Origin of the sequence: Streptomyces justiciae, assembly GCF_015163075.1 — a bacterium.
Taxonomy (GTDB): domain Bacteria; phylum Actinomycetota; class Actinomycetes; order Streptomycetales; family Streptomycetaceae; genus Streptomyces; species Streptomyces justiciae.
In genome coordinates, this window is the sequence record NZ_JADDXU010000027.1 from 52,820 (window position 1) to 69,284 (window position 16,465).

Consider the following 16,465-nt stretch of genomic DNA (forward strand, 5'->3'; position numbering starts at 1 on the left):
GCACCACCCCGCACGCCCCGGTGTGCGCAGGAACCAGCACCACCCCGCACGGCCCAGCACGACCCCGCACGCCCCTGCGCGACCCGCACCCCCGTCGCGCACCCCCTCGCCGCCCCTTACGCCGACCAGGATCCGGAGCCCGTGGCATGACTGTCTGCCTGCTCCTGCTGAGCACCGTCGCCCTGACGGCCGCCGTGCCGGTGCCGCGCGCGCTGACCCGGGCCGACTGGCCCGAGCGGGAGCCTGTGGTCGCGCTGTGGGTGTGGCAGTGCCTGGTCGCCACGGTGCTGATGTGCAACCTGACCGCCCTGGTCCTGGGCGCGGCCGCCGTCTTCCACACGGTCCGCGACCATGTCTTCGCCCCGGCACCCCCGGCCGTGACCGCGGCCTACGACCTGTCCGCAGCGCCGGTCTGGGCCACCGTCCTCACTCTGCTGCTGGCCTGCGGCGCCGCCTGGACGACGGCGATGCTGGCCCGCGAGCTGGTCGAGGCCCGCCGGCGTCGCGGCCGGACAAGGGCGCACCTGCGCGAGCGCGCCCCCGCACTCCCCGGCGGCCTGGAGAAGGCCGCGCGCGGCCCCCTGCTGGTGCTGGAGGACGAGTACCCCGACGCCTGGTGGATGCCGGGCAGCCCGCCGCAGCTGGTGGTGACGACCGGGGCGCTGCACCGCCTCACCGACGTACAGCTGGACGCCGTCCTCACCCATGAGCGCGACCACGCCCGCGCCCACCACGACTGGCTGCTGCACCTGTCGACGGCCCTGGCGACCGGCTTCCCCCGGGTCCCGCTCTTTGCCCACTTCTGCGAGCAGACCCACCGCCTGGTGGAACTCGCCGCGGACGACACGGCCTCCCGCCGCTGCGGTCATCTGACGACCGCGCTGGCCCTGATCGAGCTCAACCAGCACCGGGGAGTGCTGTCCTGCGCCTCCAGCCACCGGCTCCTGGGCGAGCGCGTGGACCGACTGCTGGAGCCGCGCCCCCGGCTGGGCCGCCGGCATCGGGCGGTCACGGCCACGGTGGCGGGACTCGTGCCGCTGGTGCCGTTGCTGATCGCTTTCGGGCCGGGACTGACCGCGCTGGCGTGAGCCACGCCTCGCCTCGCCACGGACGATCGTCCTGCGTCCTCCGGTGGCAGATCTCTCCCCCGCCACCCGAAATCCCCAGGTCAAAGGCCGATTCGGCAGCCCGTCCAGTGGCGCAACACTCCCGCAACACCTCATTCCCTACCCCCTAGGTATGGTTCCCGCCATGCCTCCTTCCGACCGCATCCGCGACCACGCCGGCCAGGGCTCGACCACCGTCGCCGCCCACCGCGCGCGGCGTCGGCTGCGCGCGGACCAGGCGCGGCAGCTCGCCGACCTCCTCCGCCACCAGCTCCTCTCCGGCGGCTTCGAGGACGGCACGCTCCCGCACGAGACGACCCTCGCCACCGACTACCGCGCCTCCCGCAACACGGTCCGCCAAGCCCTGGACCTGCTCCGCGCCGAAGGCCTCGTCGAACGCCTCCCCGGCGTCGGCACCGTGGTCGTCGCCCAGAAGTACCCCCACGGCCTCGACCGCCTGATGGGCCTCGCGGAAACCCTGCGCGAACACGGCACCGTCACCAACGAGGTCCGCACGATGGGCCCGGCCCCGGCACCGCACCCGGTCGCCGAACGCCTCCATGTCCCACCCGGCACCGATGTCCTCTACATCGAACGCCTCCGCCGACTCAACGGCCTCCCCCTCTCCCTCGACCTCACCTACATCCCGCTCGACATCGGCACCGCCCTGCTCGGCGCCGACCTGGAGAACACCGACGTCTTCCGGCTCCTGGAGTCGATCACCGGCCAGGGACTCGGCCACGCCGAGATCACTCTGGAGGCGGTGAACGCGGACGCCCACTCCGCCGCCGTACTCGAAGCCCCGCGCGGCGCGGCCGTCCTCATGCTGGAGCGCCTCACGCATCTCGCCGACGGCCGCCCCGTCGACCTGGAGTTCATCCGCTTCCGCGGCGACCGCATCACGATGAGCGGCCTGCTGCACCGGTCCCTCTGACCACCTCCCGCCTTCTTCCCACCCGCGCCTCCTCCCCCCTCACCTCTTCATCGTTCGGCAGGCCCCCCGCGGTTCACTGCCGCGCAGGAAATCTCAGCGAATCCCAACAGATCTCAGGACATCTCTGGAGACAGCCATGCCCTTGGCGCCCCAGCGGGCCGACGTGCCCGTGACCATCGACGAGTCGAAGTGCATCGACGGCTGCACGCTCTGCGTCGACATGTGCCCGCTGGACTCCCTCGCCATCGACGAGAGCAACGGCAAGGCCTACATGCACGTCGACGAGTGCTGGTACTGCGGCCCGTGCGCGGCCCGCTGTCCCACCGGAGCCGTCACGGTCAACATGCCCTATCTGCTCCGCTGAGAGGTCCCGACTCCCATGAAGAACAAGGCAGTTGCCGCAGCCGCCCTCCTGCTGCTGGCACCCCTGACGGCCTGCGGTGGCAGCGCCGAGGCCGGCGACGGCTCCACGGTCACCGTGACCGTCGGCTACCAGTCCAGGACCATCAACACCGTCACCGCCGGCACCCTGCTCCGCTCGCTCGGCTACTTCGAGAAGGAGCTGAACGCCCTCGGCGACGGCAGGACCTACAAGGTCGACTGGCAGGACTATGCGACCGGCGCCCCGATCACCGCCCAGATGACCGCCGGGAAGATCGACATCGGTTCGATGGGCGACTTCCCGCTCCTCATCAACGCGGCCCGCGGCAAACAGCTCGGCAAGCCGACCCACCTGGTGTCCGTCACCGGCTACAACCTCCGCGGCGGCCTCAACACCATCGTCACCGCGCCCGACTCGAAGCTGGCCACGCTCACCGACCTGCGCGGCAAGAAGGTCTCCACCAGCGTCGGCTCCGCCGCCGACGGCACCCTCGTACGCGCCCTCCAGCGCGCCGGCCTCGACCCGGACAAGGACATCGAGAAGCTCAACCAGCAGCCCGCGGTGGGCGCTTCGGCGCTGTCGGCGGGCAGCGCGGACGCGCTCTCCCAGTTCGTCGCCTGGCCCGGCCTGCTCACCTACCAGGGCAAGGCGAAGGCCCTGTACGACGGCGCCGAGCTGAAGCTCCCGACCTTCCACGGCGTCACCGCCCGCGAGGACTTCGCGCAGCAGCACCCCACCGTCCTGGAGGCCTTCCTCAAGGCCCAGGCCGAAGCCACGGGCTACCTCAACGACCACCCCGTCGACGCCGCAGAGAAGGTCGCGAAGGCCACCGGCCTGCCCGCCGAGGTCGTCTACCTCTACAACGGCGCCCACGGCATCTCCACCTTCGACCCCGCGATCAAGCCCCAGCTGGTCTCCGCGCTGAAGGACGACGTCTCGATCCTGAAGTCGGCCAAGCTGACCGGCGACATCGACGTGGACGCCTTCGTCGACGACCAGTACGTCAAGAAGGCCCTCGGCACGTCGTACGCCACGCAGCTCGCCGCCGCCCCGCCCGCCGCCGCGAGCGAGGTCTGGCCGAAGGGCGCCTCCGCGACGCGCGCCTTCAAGACGCCCGCCGAACTCCTGGCGTACGTCTCGGCCCACCAGGACGGCATCCGCGCGGCCTACGTCCCCGACGCCACCACCGGCACCCTCTGGTTCGCCGACAAGGCGGTCTGGGTGGCCGACAGTGACAAGCTGCTGCCGTTCGTCGCACCGGCGACCGCGAAGGAGTATGTGGCCGAGCACGGCGGCGCCCGCGTGGTGACGTACGCCGACGCATTGGAGCGGGCGTCGTGATACGCCGAAGCGCTGGAGCGGGCGTCGTGATGCGCCGACGCGCCGGAGCGGGCGTCGTGATGCGCCGACGCGCCGGAGCGGGCCTCGTGATGCGCCGACGCGCCGGAGCGGGCCTCGTGGGCCGGCCACTGCCCGCCGCCGGCCGGTATGCGCTGCGGATGGTCTCGCTGGTGGCCGCCCTCGGTGTGTGGCAGGCGCTGACCAGCCTCGACATCGACCTGTGGCTGCGCTTCTCGCAGTTCCCCACGGTCACCGACGTGGCCCACGCCTTCGCCGACCGGCTGGCCGGGCCCGACTACTGGACCGACCTCACCGACAGCCTGACCCGTATCCTCAGCGGCTTCCTGCTGGCGGCGGTGCTCGGTGTGGCGACGGGCGTGCTCGTGGCGCGCTCCCGCCTCGCCGAGGACCTGATCGGGCCGGTGCTGGAGGTCGTCCGGCCGATCCCGGCCATCGCCCTCGTCCCCGTCGCGATCCTCCTCTTCCCCTCCAACGAACAGGGCATCGTCTTCATCACCTTCACCGCCGCCTACTTCCCCGTCCTGGTCTCCACCCGGCACGCGGTCCGCGCGCTGACGCCCGTGTGGGAGGAGGCGGTGCTGACGATGGGCGGCGGCCGGTGGCGGATCCTCGGCTCGGTCGTCCTGCCGGGGGCGCTGCCCGGCATCTTCGGCGGGCTGTCGGTCGGCATCGGCGTCTCGTGGATCTGTGTGATCTCCGCCGAGATGATCTCCGGCCAGTACGGCGTCGGCTACCGCACCTGGCAGGACTACACCGTCGTCGACTACCCGGGCGTCTTCGTCGGCATGGTCACGATCGGCGTCCTCGGCTGGCTCACCTCCACGGCCGTGGAACTGCTGGGCCGCCGCCTGACCCGCTGGCTGCCACGGACGTCGTACGACGCCGGAGGCCGAGCGAGGAACGTCCGCGCAGCGTCTTCTGCGCGGGAGCCCAAGTCCGCCGCGTCCGCGCCGAAGACCGAGGAGGCACGCGATGAGCACCTCGTCTGACATCACCGAAGCCGCTGCCAGGGCACCCCGGGTCACCGATGCCCCACCCGCCCACGGCACCCGTCTCACCCTCCGCGCCGCCACCCTCGGCCGCCCCGACGCCCCCGCCGTCACCGGCGTCGACCTCGACGTCGCCCCCGGCGAGATCCTCACCGTCGTCGGACCGTCCGGCTGCGGCAAGTCGACGCTGCTGCGCACGCTGGCCGGCCTGCTGGCACCCCTCGACGGCGAGGCCGACCAGGACGGCCGACCGCTGACGGGCCCTTCCGCCGACCGCGCCCTGGTCTTCCAGGAGGACGCCCTCCTGCCCTGGCGCACCCTGCGGGCGAACGTCGAACTCCCCCTCGCCATCCAGGGGTTGGCCCGCGCCGACCGAAGGCGGCAGGCCTCGGACTGGCTCGCGCGCGTCGGTGTCGGCGACCGGTCCGGGCAGCTGCCGCACCGCGTCTCCGGAGGCCAGCGCCAACGCGCCCAACTGGCCCGGGCCCTGGCCGGCCGCCCGCGCGCGGTGCTGATGGACGAACCGTTCGGCGCCCTCGACGCCCAGACCCGCGCCGGCATGCAGGACCTGCTCGTCGAGGTGCTGCACGGCACGGGCGCGACCGTCGTCTTCGTCACCCACGACGTCGACGAGGCCCTCTTCCTCGGCGACCGCGTCGCCCTCCTCGGCAACGGCCGCCTCACCGCCGTACGCGACGTGCCGCGCCCCCGCGACCGCACCGCGCGCGACGACCCCGCGCGGCTCGCGCTGCGGCGCGACGTCCTGTCCTCCCTCGGTTCCTGAAAGGCCCCTCGGTGACCAGCCCCGCGAACACCCCCCTGGCGATCCCCGCCCTCACCGACGCCGAGGAACTCTCCTGCGACGTCCTCGTCATCGGCGGCGGCACCGCCGGCACCATGGCCGCGCTGACCGCCGCCGAGCACGGTGCCGACGTGATCCTCCTGGAGAAGGCCCACGTCCGGCACTCCGGCGCCCTCGCCATGGGCATGGACGGCGTCAACAACGCGGTCATCCCGGGCCGCGCCGAGCCCGACGACTACGTCGCCGAGATCACCCGCGCCAACGACGGCATCGTCGACCAGTCCACCGTCCGCCAGACCGCCACCCGCGGCTTCGGCATGGTGCAGCGGCTGGAGTCGTACGGCGTGAAGTTCGAGAAGGACGAGCACGGCGACTACGCGGTCCGCCAGGTCCACCGCTCCGGCTCCTATGTGCTGCCGATGCCGGAGGGCAAGGACGTCAAGAAGGTGCTGTACCGGCAGTTGCGGCGGCGCGAGATGCGGGAGCGGATCCGCATCGAGAACCGGGTGATGCCGGTGCGGGTGCTGACGGCTGAGGGGCGGGCCGTGGGGGCGGTCGGCTTCAACACCCGTACGGGCGCCTTCGTGACGGTCCGCGCGGGCGCGGTGATCCTGGCCACGGGCGCGTGCGGCCGACTGGGGCTGCCGGCTTCCGGATACCTGTACGGCACGTACGAGAACCCCACCAACGCCGGTGACGGGTACGCCATGGCCTACCACGCGGGCGCCGAGCTCACCGGCATCGAGTGCTTCCAGATCAACCCGCTGATCAAGGACTACAACGGCCCCGCCTGCGCCTACGTCGCCAACCCCTTCGGCGGCTACCAGGTCAACCGGCACGGCGAACGCTTCGTCGACTCCGACTACTGGTCCGGCCAGATGATGGCGGAGTTCGCGGCCGAGGTGGCATCCGACCGGGGACCGGTCTACCTCAAGCTCAGCCACCTCCCCGAGGAGTCGGTCTCCGCCCTGGAGTCGATCCTGCACTCCACCGAGCGGCCCACCCGAGGAACCTTCCACGCGGGCCGGGGCCACGACTACCGCACCCACGACATCGAGATGCACATCTCCGAGATCGGCCTGTGCGGCGGCCACTCCGCCTCGGGCGTACGGGTCGACGACCACGCCCGCACCACCGTCCCCCGCCTCTACGCCGCCGGCGACCTGGCCTGCGTCCCGCACAACTACATGATCGGCGCCTTCGTCTTCGGCGACCTCGCGGGCGCGGACGCGGCCCAGTACGCGGCGTACGAAGGGGAGTTGCCCGCCGACCAGCTCCGTGAGGCGCACGAACTCATCTACCGCCCGCTGCGCAACCCGGACGGCCCGCCGCAGCCCCAGGTCGAGTACAAGCTGCGCCGCTTCGTGAACGACTACGTGGCCCCGCCGAAGTCGGGGGCCCGGTTGTCGCTCGCCCTGGAGTCCTTCGAGCGGATGCGGGACGACATCGCCGCGATGGGCGCCCGGACCCCGCACGAGCTGATGCGCTGCGCCGAGGTCTCCTTCATCCGCGACTGCGCGGAGATGGCCGCGCGCGCGTCCCTGGCCCGCACGGAGTCCCGCTGGGGCCTCTACCACGACCGTCTCGACCACCCCCATCGCGACGACGCGTCCTGGTTCCACCACCTCGATCTGCACAAGTCCCCCTCTGGTGCGATGGAGTTCACGGCCCGTCCCGTGGCTCCCTATCTGGTCCCGGTCGAGGAGTTCACCCCGACCGGCGGCCCCTCCCGGCACCTCGGCGAGGTGCACCCGGAGGAGGTGGCGACGGCGGGGTCGCGGGACCGGGCGCCGGTGGCGACGGGTGCCGGGGGCGACGGCCCGGACCGTTCCGACGGGGCCGACAGTGCCGACAGCCGGTCCGGACTCTCCGCCCCTCCCGCCGCCGAGCAGTCAGCCACCCGCCTCCTCGAACTGGTGGCCCTCGCCGAGGAGGAGCCGGAACTCGACGCCCTGCGGCCGTACTTGACCGACCCGGCGGCCACGGTCCGGCGTGAGGCCGTCGCGGTGCTCACCGAGACCCTGCCGCCCGGCACCGGCCCCGCCCTGGCCGACGCGCTCCGCGACCCCGCCGCCGAGGTCCGTGCCGCCGCCGCGGCCTCGCTGCGCGAGCTGGTCGAGACGCTCCCGCCCGAACCCGCCCTGCGCGAAGGCCTCGCCGTCGCCCTCCACGAACCCGACCCTGTCGTACGGGCCGCCGCCCTCGACGTCCTGCGTGCCCTGCGGCTGGGCGACACCGCGCTGTTCACGGGCTCCCTGACGGACGACGACATCGCCGTCCGCATCGAGGCCGTACGCGCCCTCGTCTCGGTCGACGCCGCCGAGGAACTGGCCCGCGCGGCGACGTCCGACCCGTCCCGCGAGGTCCGCGTCACCTTCGCCAAGGCCCTGGCGACGGTGTCCACAGGGCGCCCCGACGTCGTCCTGCCCACCCTTGCCACGCTCACGACGGACGCCGACGCCCTGGTCCGAGGCGCCGCCTACGCCGCCCTGGGCACCACCGGATGCCCGGACCCGCTCGCCGAACGCGCGGTGGTCGCCTTGGCGGACGCCACCTGGCAGGTGCGGTCCGGGGCGGCGACCGCCCTCTCCGGAGCGGCGGCCGACACCGCCGTCCCCGCCCTGGCCAAGGCACTCGCCGACCCGAACGCCGACGTACGCAAGGCAGCGGTCCTGGCCCTGACCCGACACACGGCCACGGAGTCCGCCCGCGCCGCCCTGGCCACGGCGACGTCCGACTCGGACGCGGACGTCAGGGCGTACGCGTCACGAGCGCTGTGACGGCTGCCGGCCGACCGGCCTCGGGCCGACGACAACCGGCACGCACCCTGCGACGGGCGCCCAGGCCATGGGCCCGAGGCCACAGATGCCGGGCGCACCGGTGCTGGGCCTCGGGCGCCACGGCCGACGCCTACGTCCAGTCGGGCTCCGGCTCCCCCTCCATCTCGGGCCAGTCGTCCGCACCAGGTTCTGCGTCACCGGCCCCGGACGGCGCCGACGCACCCAACCCGTCGAGCACCGCCAGCACCCCCTCCCCGTACGTCGCCAGCTTCTTCTCGCCGACCCCGCCGACCTCGCCGAGTTGCGCCACCGACGTCGGCCACACCGTCACGATCTCCCGGAGCGTGGCGTCGTGGAAGATGACGTACGCCGGGACACCCTGCTCCTTGGCCTGTTCCGCGCGCCAGGCGCGCAGCGCCTCGAAGGCGGGGAGCAGCGCCTCGGGCAGCTCGACCGCGGCGGCCTTGGACTTGCCCCTGCCGGAGGACCCCGACGCCTTCGCCACCGTCGGCTTCTTCGGTTCCTTCCGCAGCGGCACCTCCCGCTCCCGCCGCAGCACCGCCCCGCTGGCCTCGGTCAGCGTCAGCGTGCCGTACTCGCCCTCGACCGCGAGCAGCCCCTGCGCCAGCAACTGCCGTACGACACCGCGCCATTCACCCTCGGTCAGCTCCTCGCCGATGCCGAAGACGGACAGCTGGTCGTGGTCGAACTGGATGACCTTGGCCGTGCGCCGGCCCAGCAGGATGTCGACGATCTGCACCGCGCCGAACTTCTGCCCTCGCTCGCGCTGGAGCCGCACGATCGTCGACAGCACCTTCTGCGCCGCGATGGTGCCGTCCCAGGTCTCGGGAGGGGTGAGGCAGGTGTCGCAATTGCCGCAGCCCACCGGGTCCGGCTCCTGGCCGAAGTAGTTCAGCAGCTGCCCGCGCCGGCACTGCGCGGTCTCGCACAGCGCCAGCATCGAGTCCAGGTGGGCGGCGGCGCGGCGGCGGAACGCCTCGTCGCCCTCGCTCGACTGGATCATCTTGCGCTGCTGTATGACGTCGTTGAGGCCGTAGGCCATCCAGGCCGTCGAGGGCAGTCCGTCGCGTCCCGCGCGGCCGGTCTCCTGGTAGTAGCCCTCGACCGACTTCGGCAGGTCGAGGTGGGCGACGAAGCGGACGTCCGGCTTGTCGATGCCCATGCCGAAGGCGATGGTCGCGACGACGACCAGGCCGTCCTCCCGCAGGAACCGGGACTGGTGCGCCGCGCGTGTGCCCGCGTCCAGGCCGGCGTGGTACGGGACCGCCTCGATGCCGTTCTTGGCGAGGAACTCGGCGGTGGCCTCCACCGACTTGCGCGACAGGCAGTACACGATGCCCGCGTCGCCCTCGTGCTCCTGGCGCAGGAAGCTCAGCAGCTGCTTCTTGGGGTCGGCCTTGGGCACGATCCGGTACTGGATGTTGGGCCGGTCGAAGCTCGCCACGAAGTGCCGGGCCGTCGGCATGTTCAGCCGCTGGGTGATCTCCTGGTGCGTCGCGTGCGTGGCCGTGGCCGTCAGCGCGATGCGCGGGACGTCGGGCCAGCGCTCGCCGAGCAGGGACAGGGCGAGGTAGTCGGGGCGGAAGTCGTGGCCCCACTGGGACACGCAGTGCGCCTCGTCGATCGCGAAGACGGCGATCTTGCCGCGGGAGAGCAGGTCGAGGGTGGAGTCAAGGCGCAGCCGCTCGGGCGCCAGATAGAGCAGGTCCAGCTCGCCCGCGAGGAACTCGGCCTCCACCACCCGCCGCTCGTCGAAGTCCTGCGTGGAGTTCATGAACCCCGCGCGCACGCCGAGCGCCCGCAGCGCGTCCACCTGGTCCTGCATCAGCGCGATGAGCGGCGAGACGACGATGCCCGTACCGGGTCTGACCAGGGACGGAATCTGGTAGCACAGTGACTTGCCGCCGCCGGTCGGCATGAGCACTACGGCGTCGCCGCCCGCGACCACATGCTCGATGACGGCTTCCTGCTCGCCGCGGAAGGCGTCGTACCCGAAGACCCGGTGCAGCGCGGCCAGCGCCTCGCTCCCGGCCGCCCCGGCGGGCCCTGCCACCTCGGTCAACCCTGGCATCTCGCTGATCCCGCCCATCCCACCCATAGTCCTGTCCCCCGTACGTCGTCCCTCGACCACTGCCTCCACGATAGGGGCCCGCACCGACAGCGCCGGAGTTATCCACAGGCTCACCCCGTGACGCTCCGCGTTCACTCCAATGGTCCGCGTCACATGGAGGCGTACCGCCCTCCGGGGACATGCTGCTCAGGCGGGCAGGGGAGGCCCGCCTCCCGGACAGCGTGCCTCGACCGGCGCGCGCCACTTCCGCTTCAAGGAGCCCCCGCATGTTCTCTCGGCCCCTCAAGGCCGCCGTCGCCGTGGCGATAGCCGGTGCCTTCTCCCTGACCGCCGCGCCCGCACAGGCCGCACCCGCGGACGACGCCGACGTCTGGATCGCCCTGGTCCCCACGTACGCGGCGACCGGCAAGTACGCGTACGAGCCGTTCGCCCCCGGCGGGGGCTACGCCCGCACCAACACGTGCGTGCCCAACATGGGCTACCACTACGTCAACGCGCAGCTTCGGGACGACCCCGCCGTCGACCCCGCCAAGCCGGAGGTCCTGTTGTACGAGGGCGGGTCCAACGCCAGCACGCGCAAGCTGGTCGGCGTGGAATGGAGAGTCCCGATCTCGGCCACGGCCGCCGCGCCGACGCTGTTCGGCAAGACCTTCTTCAAGGACACGGCGCTGGGCGTCTACTCGCTCCACGCCTGGATCTACAAATCCAACCCCAACGGGCTCTTCGAGGCGTACAACCCGAGGGTGACCTGCCCGGCCTGAGCGCACGCGAAAGGGCCCCGGTCCCCCGAGGGGAGACCGGGGCCCTGCGCACCCGCCCGCAGGTCACCGCACGAACACTCCCGCCTGGTTCGCCAGGTCCAGGAAGTACTGCGGCGCCACACCGAGCACCAGCGTGACCGCGACACCGACGCCGATCGCCGTCATCGTCAGCGGCGACGGCACGGCGACCGTCGGGCCCTCGGGCCGCGGCTCGCTGAAGAACATCAGCACGATGACGCGGATGTAGAAGAACGCGGCGATCGCGGACGAGATCACACCGACCACGACCAGCGGTGCCGCGCCACCCTCCGCCGCCGCCTTGAACACGGCGAACTTCCCGGCGAACCCGGAGGTCAGCGGGATGCCGGCGAAGGCCAGCAGGAACACCGCGAACACGGCCGCGACCAGCGGTGAACGGCGGCCGAGCCCCGCCCACTTGGACAGGTGCGTGGCCTCGCCGCCGGCGTCGCGGACCAGCGTGACCACCGCGAAAGCGCCGATCGTCACGAACGAGTAGGCGGCCAGGTAGAAGAGGACGGACGACACCCCGTCCGGCGTGGTCGCGATGACACCGGCGAGGATGAAGCCCGCGTGCGCGATCGACGAGTACGCCAGCAGCCGCTTGATGTCGGTCTGGGTGATCGCGACGATCGCGCCGCCGAGCATGGTGACGATGGCGACGCCCCACATGACCGGCCGCCAGTCCCAGCGCAGGCCGGGAAGCACGACGTACAGCAGCCGCAGCAGCGCGCCGAACGCGGCCACCTTCGTCGCCGCCGCCATGAACCCGGTCACCGGCGTCGGCGCGCCCTGGTAGACGTCCGGCGTCCACATGTGGAACGGCACCGCGCCGACCTTGAACAGCAGGCCCATCACGATCATCGCGCCGCCGACCAGCAGCAGCGCGTCGTTGCCCATGGTGTCCGCGAGGGCCGGGTCGACGTTCGTGACCGTGCCGTCGACGACCTGGGCGATCGTGGCGTACGACACCGAGCCCGCGTAGCCGTAGAGCAGCGCGATGCCGAACAGGGTGAACGCGGAGGCGAAGGCGCCGAGCAGGAAGTACTTGACCGCGGCCTCCTGCGACATGAGCCGCTTGCGGCGGGCCAGGGCGCACATCAGGTACAGCGGCAGGGAGAAGACCTCCAGGGCCACGAACAGCGTCAGCAGGTCGTTGGCCGCAGGGAAGATCAGCATGCCGGCGACGGCGAAGAGCAGCAGCGGGAACACCTCGGTGGTGGTGAACCCGGCCTTCACGGCCGCCTTCTCGCTGTCGCTGCCCGGCACGGAGGCGGCTTGTGCGGCGAAGGAGTCGACCCGGTTGCCGTGCGCCTCGGGGTCGAGCCGGCGTTCGGCGAAGGTGAACAGGCCGACCAGGCCCGCCAGCAGGATGGTGCCCTGGAGGAAGAGCGCCGGTCCGTCGACGGCGATGGCGCCCATCGCCGCGATCCCGGCCTTCGTCGTCGCGTACCCGTCGGCCGCCAGTGCGACGACCGCGGCGAAGGCGGCGGCCAGCGCCACGGCGGACAGGAACACCTGCGCGTAGTACCGCTGCTTGCGCGGGACGAACGCCTCGACGAGCACCCCGATGATCGCCGCGCCGACGACGATCAGCGTGGGCGACAATTGTCCGTATTCGATCTTCGGCGCATCGATCTTCGAGATCGGATCGGCCGCGGTTGTCCACAGGCTGTGGACGGCTGTTGCGCTCACTTGGCCGCCTCCACCTCGGGCTGGGGGTCCTTCTTCTGTACGTCGGACATGGTCGCCTTCACTGCCGGGTTGACGATGTCCGTGACCGGCTTCGGGTAGACCCCGAGGAAGATCAGCAGGACGATCAGCGGCGCGACGACCACGAGCTCACGGACGCGGAGGTCCGGCATCGCGGACACCTCGGCCTTCACCGGGCCTGTCATCGTCCGCTGGTAGAGGACGAGGGTGTAGAGCGCGGCGAGCACGATGCCGAAGGTGGCGATGATGCCGACCACCGGATAGTTCGAGAACGTGCCGACCAGCACCAGGAACTCACTGACGAACGGCGCGAGTCCGGGCAGCGACAGGGTCGCGAGGCCGCCGATCAGGAACGTGCCGGCGAGCACCGGGGCGACCTTCTGCACACCGCCGTAGTCGGCGATGAGCCGCGAGCCGCGCCGCGAGATGAGGAAGCCCGCGACCAGCATCAACGCGGCCGTGGAAATACCGTGGTTGACCATGTAGAGCGTCGCGCCGGACTGGCCCTGGCTGGTCATCGCGAAGATGCCCATGATGATGAAGCCGAAGTGCGAGATCGACGCGTACGCCACCAGCCGCTTGATGTCCCGCTGGCCGACGGCGAGCAGCGCCCCGTAGATGATGCTGATCAGCGCCAGGACGAGGATCGCGGGCGTCGCCCACTTCGACGCCTCCGGGAAGAGCTGGAGGCAGAAGCGGAGCATCGCGAAGGTGCCGACCTTGTCGACAACTGCCGTGATCAGTACGGCGACCGGGGCCGTGGCCTCGCCCATCGCGTTCGGCAGCCAGGTGTGCAGCGGCCACAGCGGCGCCTTCACCGCGAACGCGAAGAAGAAGCCCAGGAACAGCCAGCGTTCGGTGTTGGTCGCCATGTCGAGCGAGCCGTTGGCCCGCGCCTCGGCGATCTCCTGGAGGCTGAAGTTCCCTGCGACCACGTACAGGCCGATCACCGCGGCCAGCATGATCAGGCCGCCGACCAGGTTGTAGAGCAGGAACTTCACGGCGGCGTACGACCGTTGCGTGGACGCCGCCTCCTCGCCATGCTCGTGGGCACGGTCCCCGAAGCCGCCGATGAGGAAGTACATCGGGATCAGCATGGCTTCGAAGAAGATGTAGAAGAGGAAGACGTCGGTGGCCTCGAAGGAGATGATCACCATCGCCTCGACGGCCAGGATCAGGGCGAAGAAGCCCTGCGTCGGCCGCCACCGCTTGCTGCCGGTCTCCAGCGGGTCGGCGTCGTGCCAGCCCGCCAGGATGATGAACGGGATCAGCAGGGCGGTGAGCGCGAGGAGCGCCACCCCGATGCCGTCCACACCCAGTTCGTAGCGGACCCCGAAGTCCGCGATCCAGGAGTGGGATTCGGTGAGCTGGTAGCGGTCCCCGTCCGGGTCGAAGCGGACCAGGACGACGATCGCGAGGACGAGGGTGGCGAGCGAGACGAGCAGCGCCAGCCACTTGGCGGCGGTGCGCTGCGCGGCCGGTACGGCGGCCGTGACGACCGCCCCGATCGCGGGGAGCGCCGCCGTCGCTGTCAGCAGAGGAAAGGACATCGGTATCAGACCGCCCTCATCAGCAGGGTCGCGGCGATGAGGACCGCCGCACCGCCGAACATCGAGACCGCGTACGACCGCGCGAAGCCGTTCTGGAGCCTGCGCAGCCGTCCGGAGAGGCCGCCGACCGAGGCCGCCGTGCCGTTGACGACTCCGTCGACCAGGGTGTGGTCGACGTACACCAGGGACCGCGTGAGGTGCTCGCCGCCGCGGACCAGGACCACGTGGTTGAAGTCGTCCTGGAGCAGGTCGCGTCGGGCGGCCCGGGTGAGCAGCGATCCGCGCGGGGCGACGACCGGGACCGGGCGGCGGCCGTACTGGAGCCAGGCGAGGGCGACGCCGAGGACCATCACGGTCACCGTGGCGGTCGTGACCGTCGCCGCGCTGATCGGCGCGTCACCGTGGTCGTGCCCGGTGATGGGCTCCAGCCAGTGCAGGAAGCGGTCGCCGATGCTGAAGAATGCGCCGCCCGCGACCGATCCGACGGCCAGCACGATCATCGGGATCGTCATGGACCGGGGCGACTCGTGCGGGTGCGGCTCGGCGTGCTCGCCGCGGTGCTCGGCGGCGGGCTCCGCGCTGGGCGCCTCCGGGGAGCGGGTCGGCTGGTTCCTCCAGCGTTCTTCTCCGAAGAACGTCATCAGCATCACGCGTGTCATGTAGAAGGCGGTGATGGCCGCGCCCAGCAGGGCGCAGGCGCCGAGGATCCAGCCCTCGGTGCCGCCCTTGGCGAAGGCCGCCTCGATGATCTTGTCCTTGGAGAAGAAGCCGGACAGCCCCGGGAAGCCGATGATGGCGAGGTAGCCGAGGCCGAAGGTCACGAAGGTGACCGGCATGTACTTGCGCAGGCCGCCGTACTTCCGCATGTCGACCTCGTCGTTCATGCCGTGCATGACCGAACCGGCACCCAGGAACAGCCCGGCCTTGAAGAAGCCGTGCGTCACCAGGTGCATGATCGCGAAGACGTAGCCGATGGGGCCGAGGCCCGCGGCGAGGACCATGTAGCCGATCTGCGACATGGTCGAGCCGGCCAGCGCCTTCTTGATGTCGTCCTTCGCGCAACCGACGATCGCACCGAACAGGAGCGTGACGGCACCGACGACGGTGACGACGAGCTGGGCGTCCGGGGCGAGATTGAAGATGTTGGCGGAGCGGACGATCAGGTAGACGCCCGCGGTCACCATGGTCGCGGCGTGGATGAGGGCCGAGACCGGGGTCGGGCCCTCCATCGCGTCCCCGAGCCAGGACTGGAGCGGCACCTGGGCGGACTTGCCGCAGGCGGCGAGCAGCAGCATCAGGGCGATGCCGGTGAGCGTGGCCTCGGAGGCGCCGGTGACAAGGCCGGGCTCCTCGTGGCTGCCGAGGACCGGGCCGAAGGCGAACGTCCCGAACGTCGTGAACATCAGCATGATGGCGATCGACAGGCCCATGTCGCCGACGCGGTTGACCAGGAAGGCCTTCTTCGCGGCGGTGGCGGCGCTGGGCTTGTGCTGCCAGAAGCCGATGAGCAGGTAGGACGCGAGACCCACGCCCTCCCAGCCGACGTACAGCAGGAGGTAGTTGTCGGCGAGGACGAGGATCAGCATCGCCGCGAGGAACAGGTTCAGATAGCCGAAGAAGCGGCGGCGCCGCTCGTCGTGCTCCATGTACCCGACCGAGTACAGGTGGATCAGCGAGCCGACGCCCGTGATCAGCAGCACGAACGTCATCGACAGCTGGTCGAGGCGGAAGGCGACGTCCGCCTGGAAGCCCTCGACCGGGACCCAGCTGAACAGGTGGCTCGTCAGGGTCCGGTGTTCGGCGCCCTTGCCGAGCAGGTCGGCGAAGAGGACGAGGCCGAGCACGAAGGAGACGGCCGCGAGCAGGGTGCCGATCCAGTGGCCGACGCGGTCCAGGCGCCGGCCGCCGCACAGCAGTACGGCCGCTCCGAGCAATGGCGCCGCCACCAGCAGCGCAATCAGGTTCTCCACGATTCT

General features: G+C 71.4%; 12 protein-coding genes. 8 read left to right on the forward strand and 4 right to left on the reverse strand.

Annotation, left to right across the window (positions count from 1 at the left end):
* Window positions 1-146 precede the first annotated feature (146 nt).
* From IQ210_RS43230 to IQ210_RS43260, 7 genes are all read left to right on the forward strand, one after another.
* Complete coding sequence (locus IQ210_RS43230; protein WP_194084739.1) at window positions 147-1,088, forward strand: M56 family metallopeptidase; 942 nt, start codon at window positions 147-149, stop codon at window positions 1,086-1,088.
* Window positions 1,089-1,251: 163 nt separating this feature from the next.
* Window positions 1,252-2,040 (forward strand): GntR family transcriptional regulator, encoded by a 789-nt coding sequence (locus tag IQ210_RS43235; RefSeq protein ID WP_194084740.1) that lies wholly within the window; start codon window positions 1,252-1,254, stop codon window positions 2,038-2,040.
* 136 nt (window positions 2,041-2,176) lie between these two features.
* Window positions 2,177-2,404 carry a 4Fe-4S dicluster domain-containing protein gene (locus IQ210_RS43240; RefSeq protein WP_010986276.1) on the forward strand — a complete coding sequence of 76 codons (228 nt, stop codon included), beginning with the start codon at window positions 2,177-2,179 and terminating at the stop codon, window positions 2,402-2,404.
* Window positions 2,405-2,419: 15 nt separating this feature from the next.
* Window positions 2,420-3,763: an ABC transporter substrate-binding protein gene (locus IQ210_RS43245; protein WP_194084741.1), complete on the forward strand. Its 1,344-nt coding sequence runs from the start codon at window positions 2,420-2,422 to the stop codon at window positions 3,761-3,763.
* Window positions 3,764-3,852: 89 nt separating this feature from the next.
* Window positions 3,853-4,773: an ABC transporter permease gene (locus tag IQ210_RS43250; RefSeq protein WP_194084785.1), complete on the forward strand. Its 921-nt coding sequence runs from the start codon at window positions 3,853-3,855 to the stop codon at window positions 4,771-4,773.
* The gene (locus tag IQ210_RS43255) at window positions 4,757-5,557 is read left to right on the forward strand and encodes an ABC transporter ATP-binding protein (protein WP_194084742.1); all 801 of its coding nucleotides are present in this window, start codon (window positions 4,757-4,759) and stop codon (window positions 5,555-5,557) included. Before IQ210_RS43250 ends, IQ210_RS43255 begins: the two co-directional genes overlap by 17 nt.
* Before the next feature lie 11 nt (window positions 5,558-5,568).
* Window positions 5,569-8,355 carry a fumarate reductase/succinate dehydrogenase flavoprotein subunit gene (locus IQ210_RS43260; RefSeq protein ID WP_194084743.1) on the forward strand — a complete coding sequence of 929 codons (2,787 nt, stop codon included), beginning with the start codon at window positions 5,569-5,571 and terminating at the stop codon, window positions 8,353-8,355.
* Window positions 8,356-8,485: 130 nt separating this feature from the next.
* Here IQ210_RS43260 and recQ read toward each other — a convergent pair whose 3' ends face one another.
* Entirely contained in the window at window positions 8,486-10,474 is a 1,989-nt protein-coding gene (gene recQ / locus IQ210_RS43265; protein WP_194084744.1) for a DNA helicase RecQ, read from the reverse strand.
* A gap of 239 nt (window positions 10,475-10,713) precedes the next feature.
* Here recQ and IQ210_RS43270 point away from each other — a divergent pair, with 239 nt between their 5' ends.
* Window positions 10,714-11,208, forward strand: a complete 495-nt coding sequence (locus IQ210_RS43270; protein ID WP_194084745.1) for a hypothetical protein — start codon at window positions 10,714-10,716, stop codon at window positions 11,206-11,208.
* Window positions 11,209-11,271: 63 nt separating this feature from the next.
* On the opposite strand, the gene nuoN is transcribed toward IQ210_RS43270, so the two are convergent.
* From nuoN to nuoL, 3 genes are read right to left on the reverse strand one after another with little or no spacing between them, the layout of a single operon-like run.
* Entirely contained in the window at window positions 11,272-12,921 is a 1,650-nt protein-coding gene (gene nuoN, locus IQ210_RS43275; protein WP_194084746.1) for an NADH-quinone oxidoreductase subunit NuoN, read from the reverse strand.
* Window positions 12,918-14,489: an NADH-quinone oxidoreductase subunit M gene (locus IQ210_RS43280; protein WP_194084747.1), complete on the reverse strand. Its 1,572-nt coding sequence runs from the start codon at window positions 14,487-14,489 to the stop codon at window positions 12,918-12,920. The genes nuoN and IQ210_RS43280 overlap by 4 nt, the downstream gene beginning before the upstream one ends.
* A gap of 5 nt (window positions 14,490-14,494) precedes the next feature.
* On the reverse strand, window positions 14,495-16,459 hold the full coding sequence (gene nuoL / locus IQ210_RS43285) for an NADH-quinone oxidoreductase subunit L (protein ID WP_194084748.1): 1,965 nt from the start codon (window positions 16,457-16,459) through the stop codon (window positions 14,495-14,497).
* Between the last annotated feature and the right edge of the window lie 6 nt (window positions 16,460-16,465).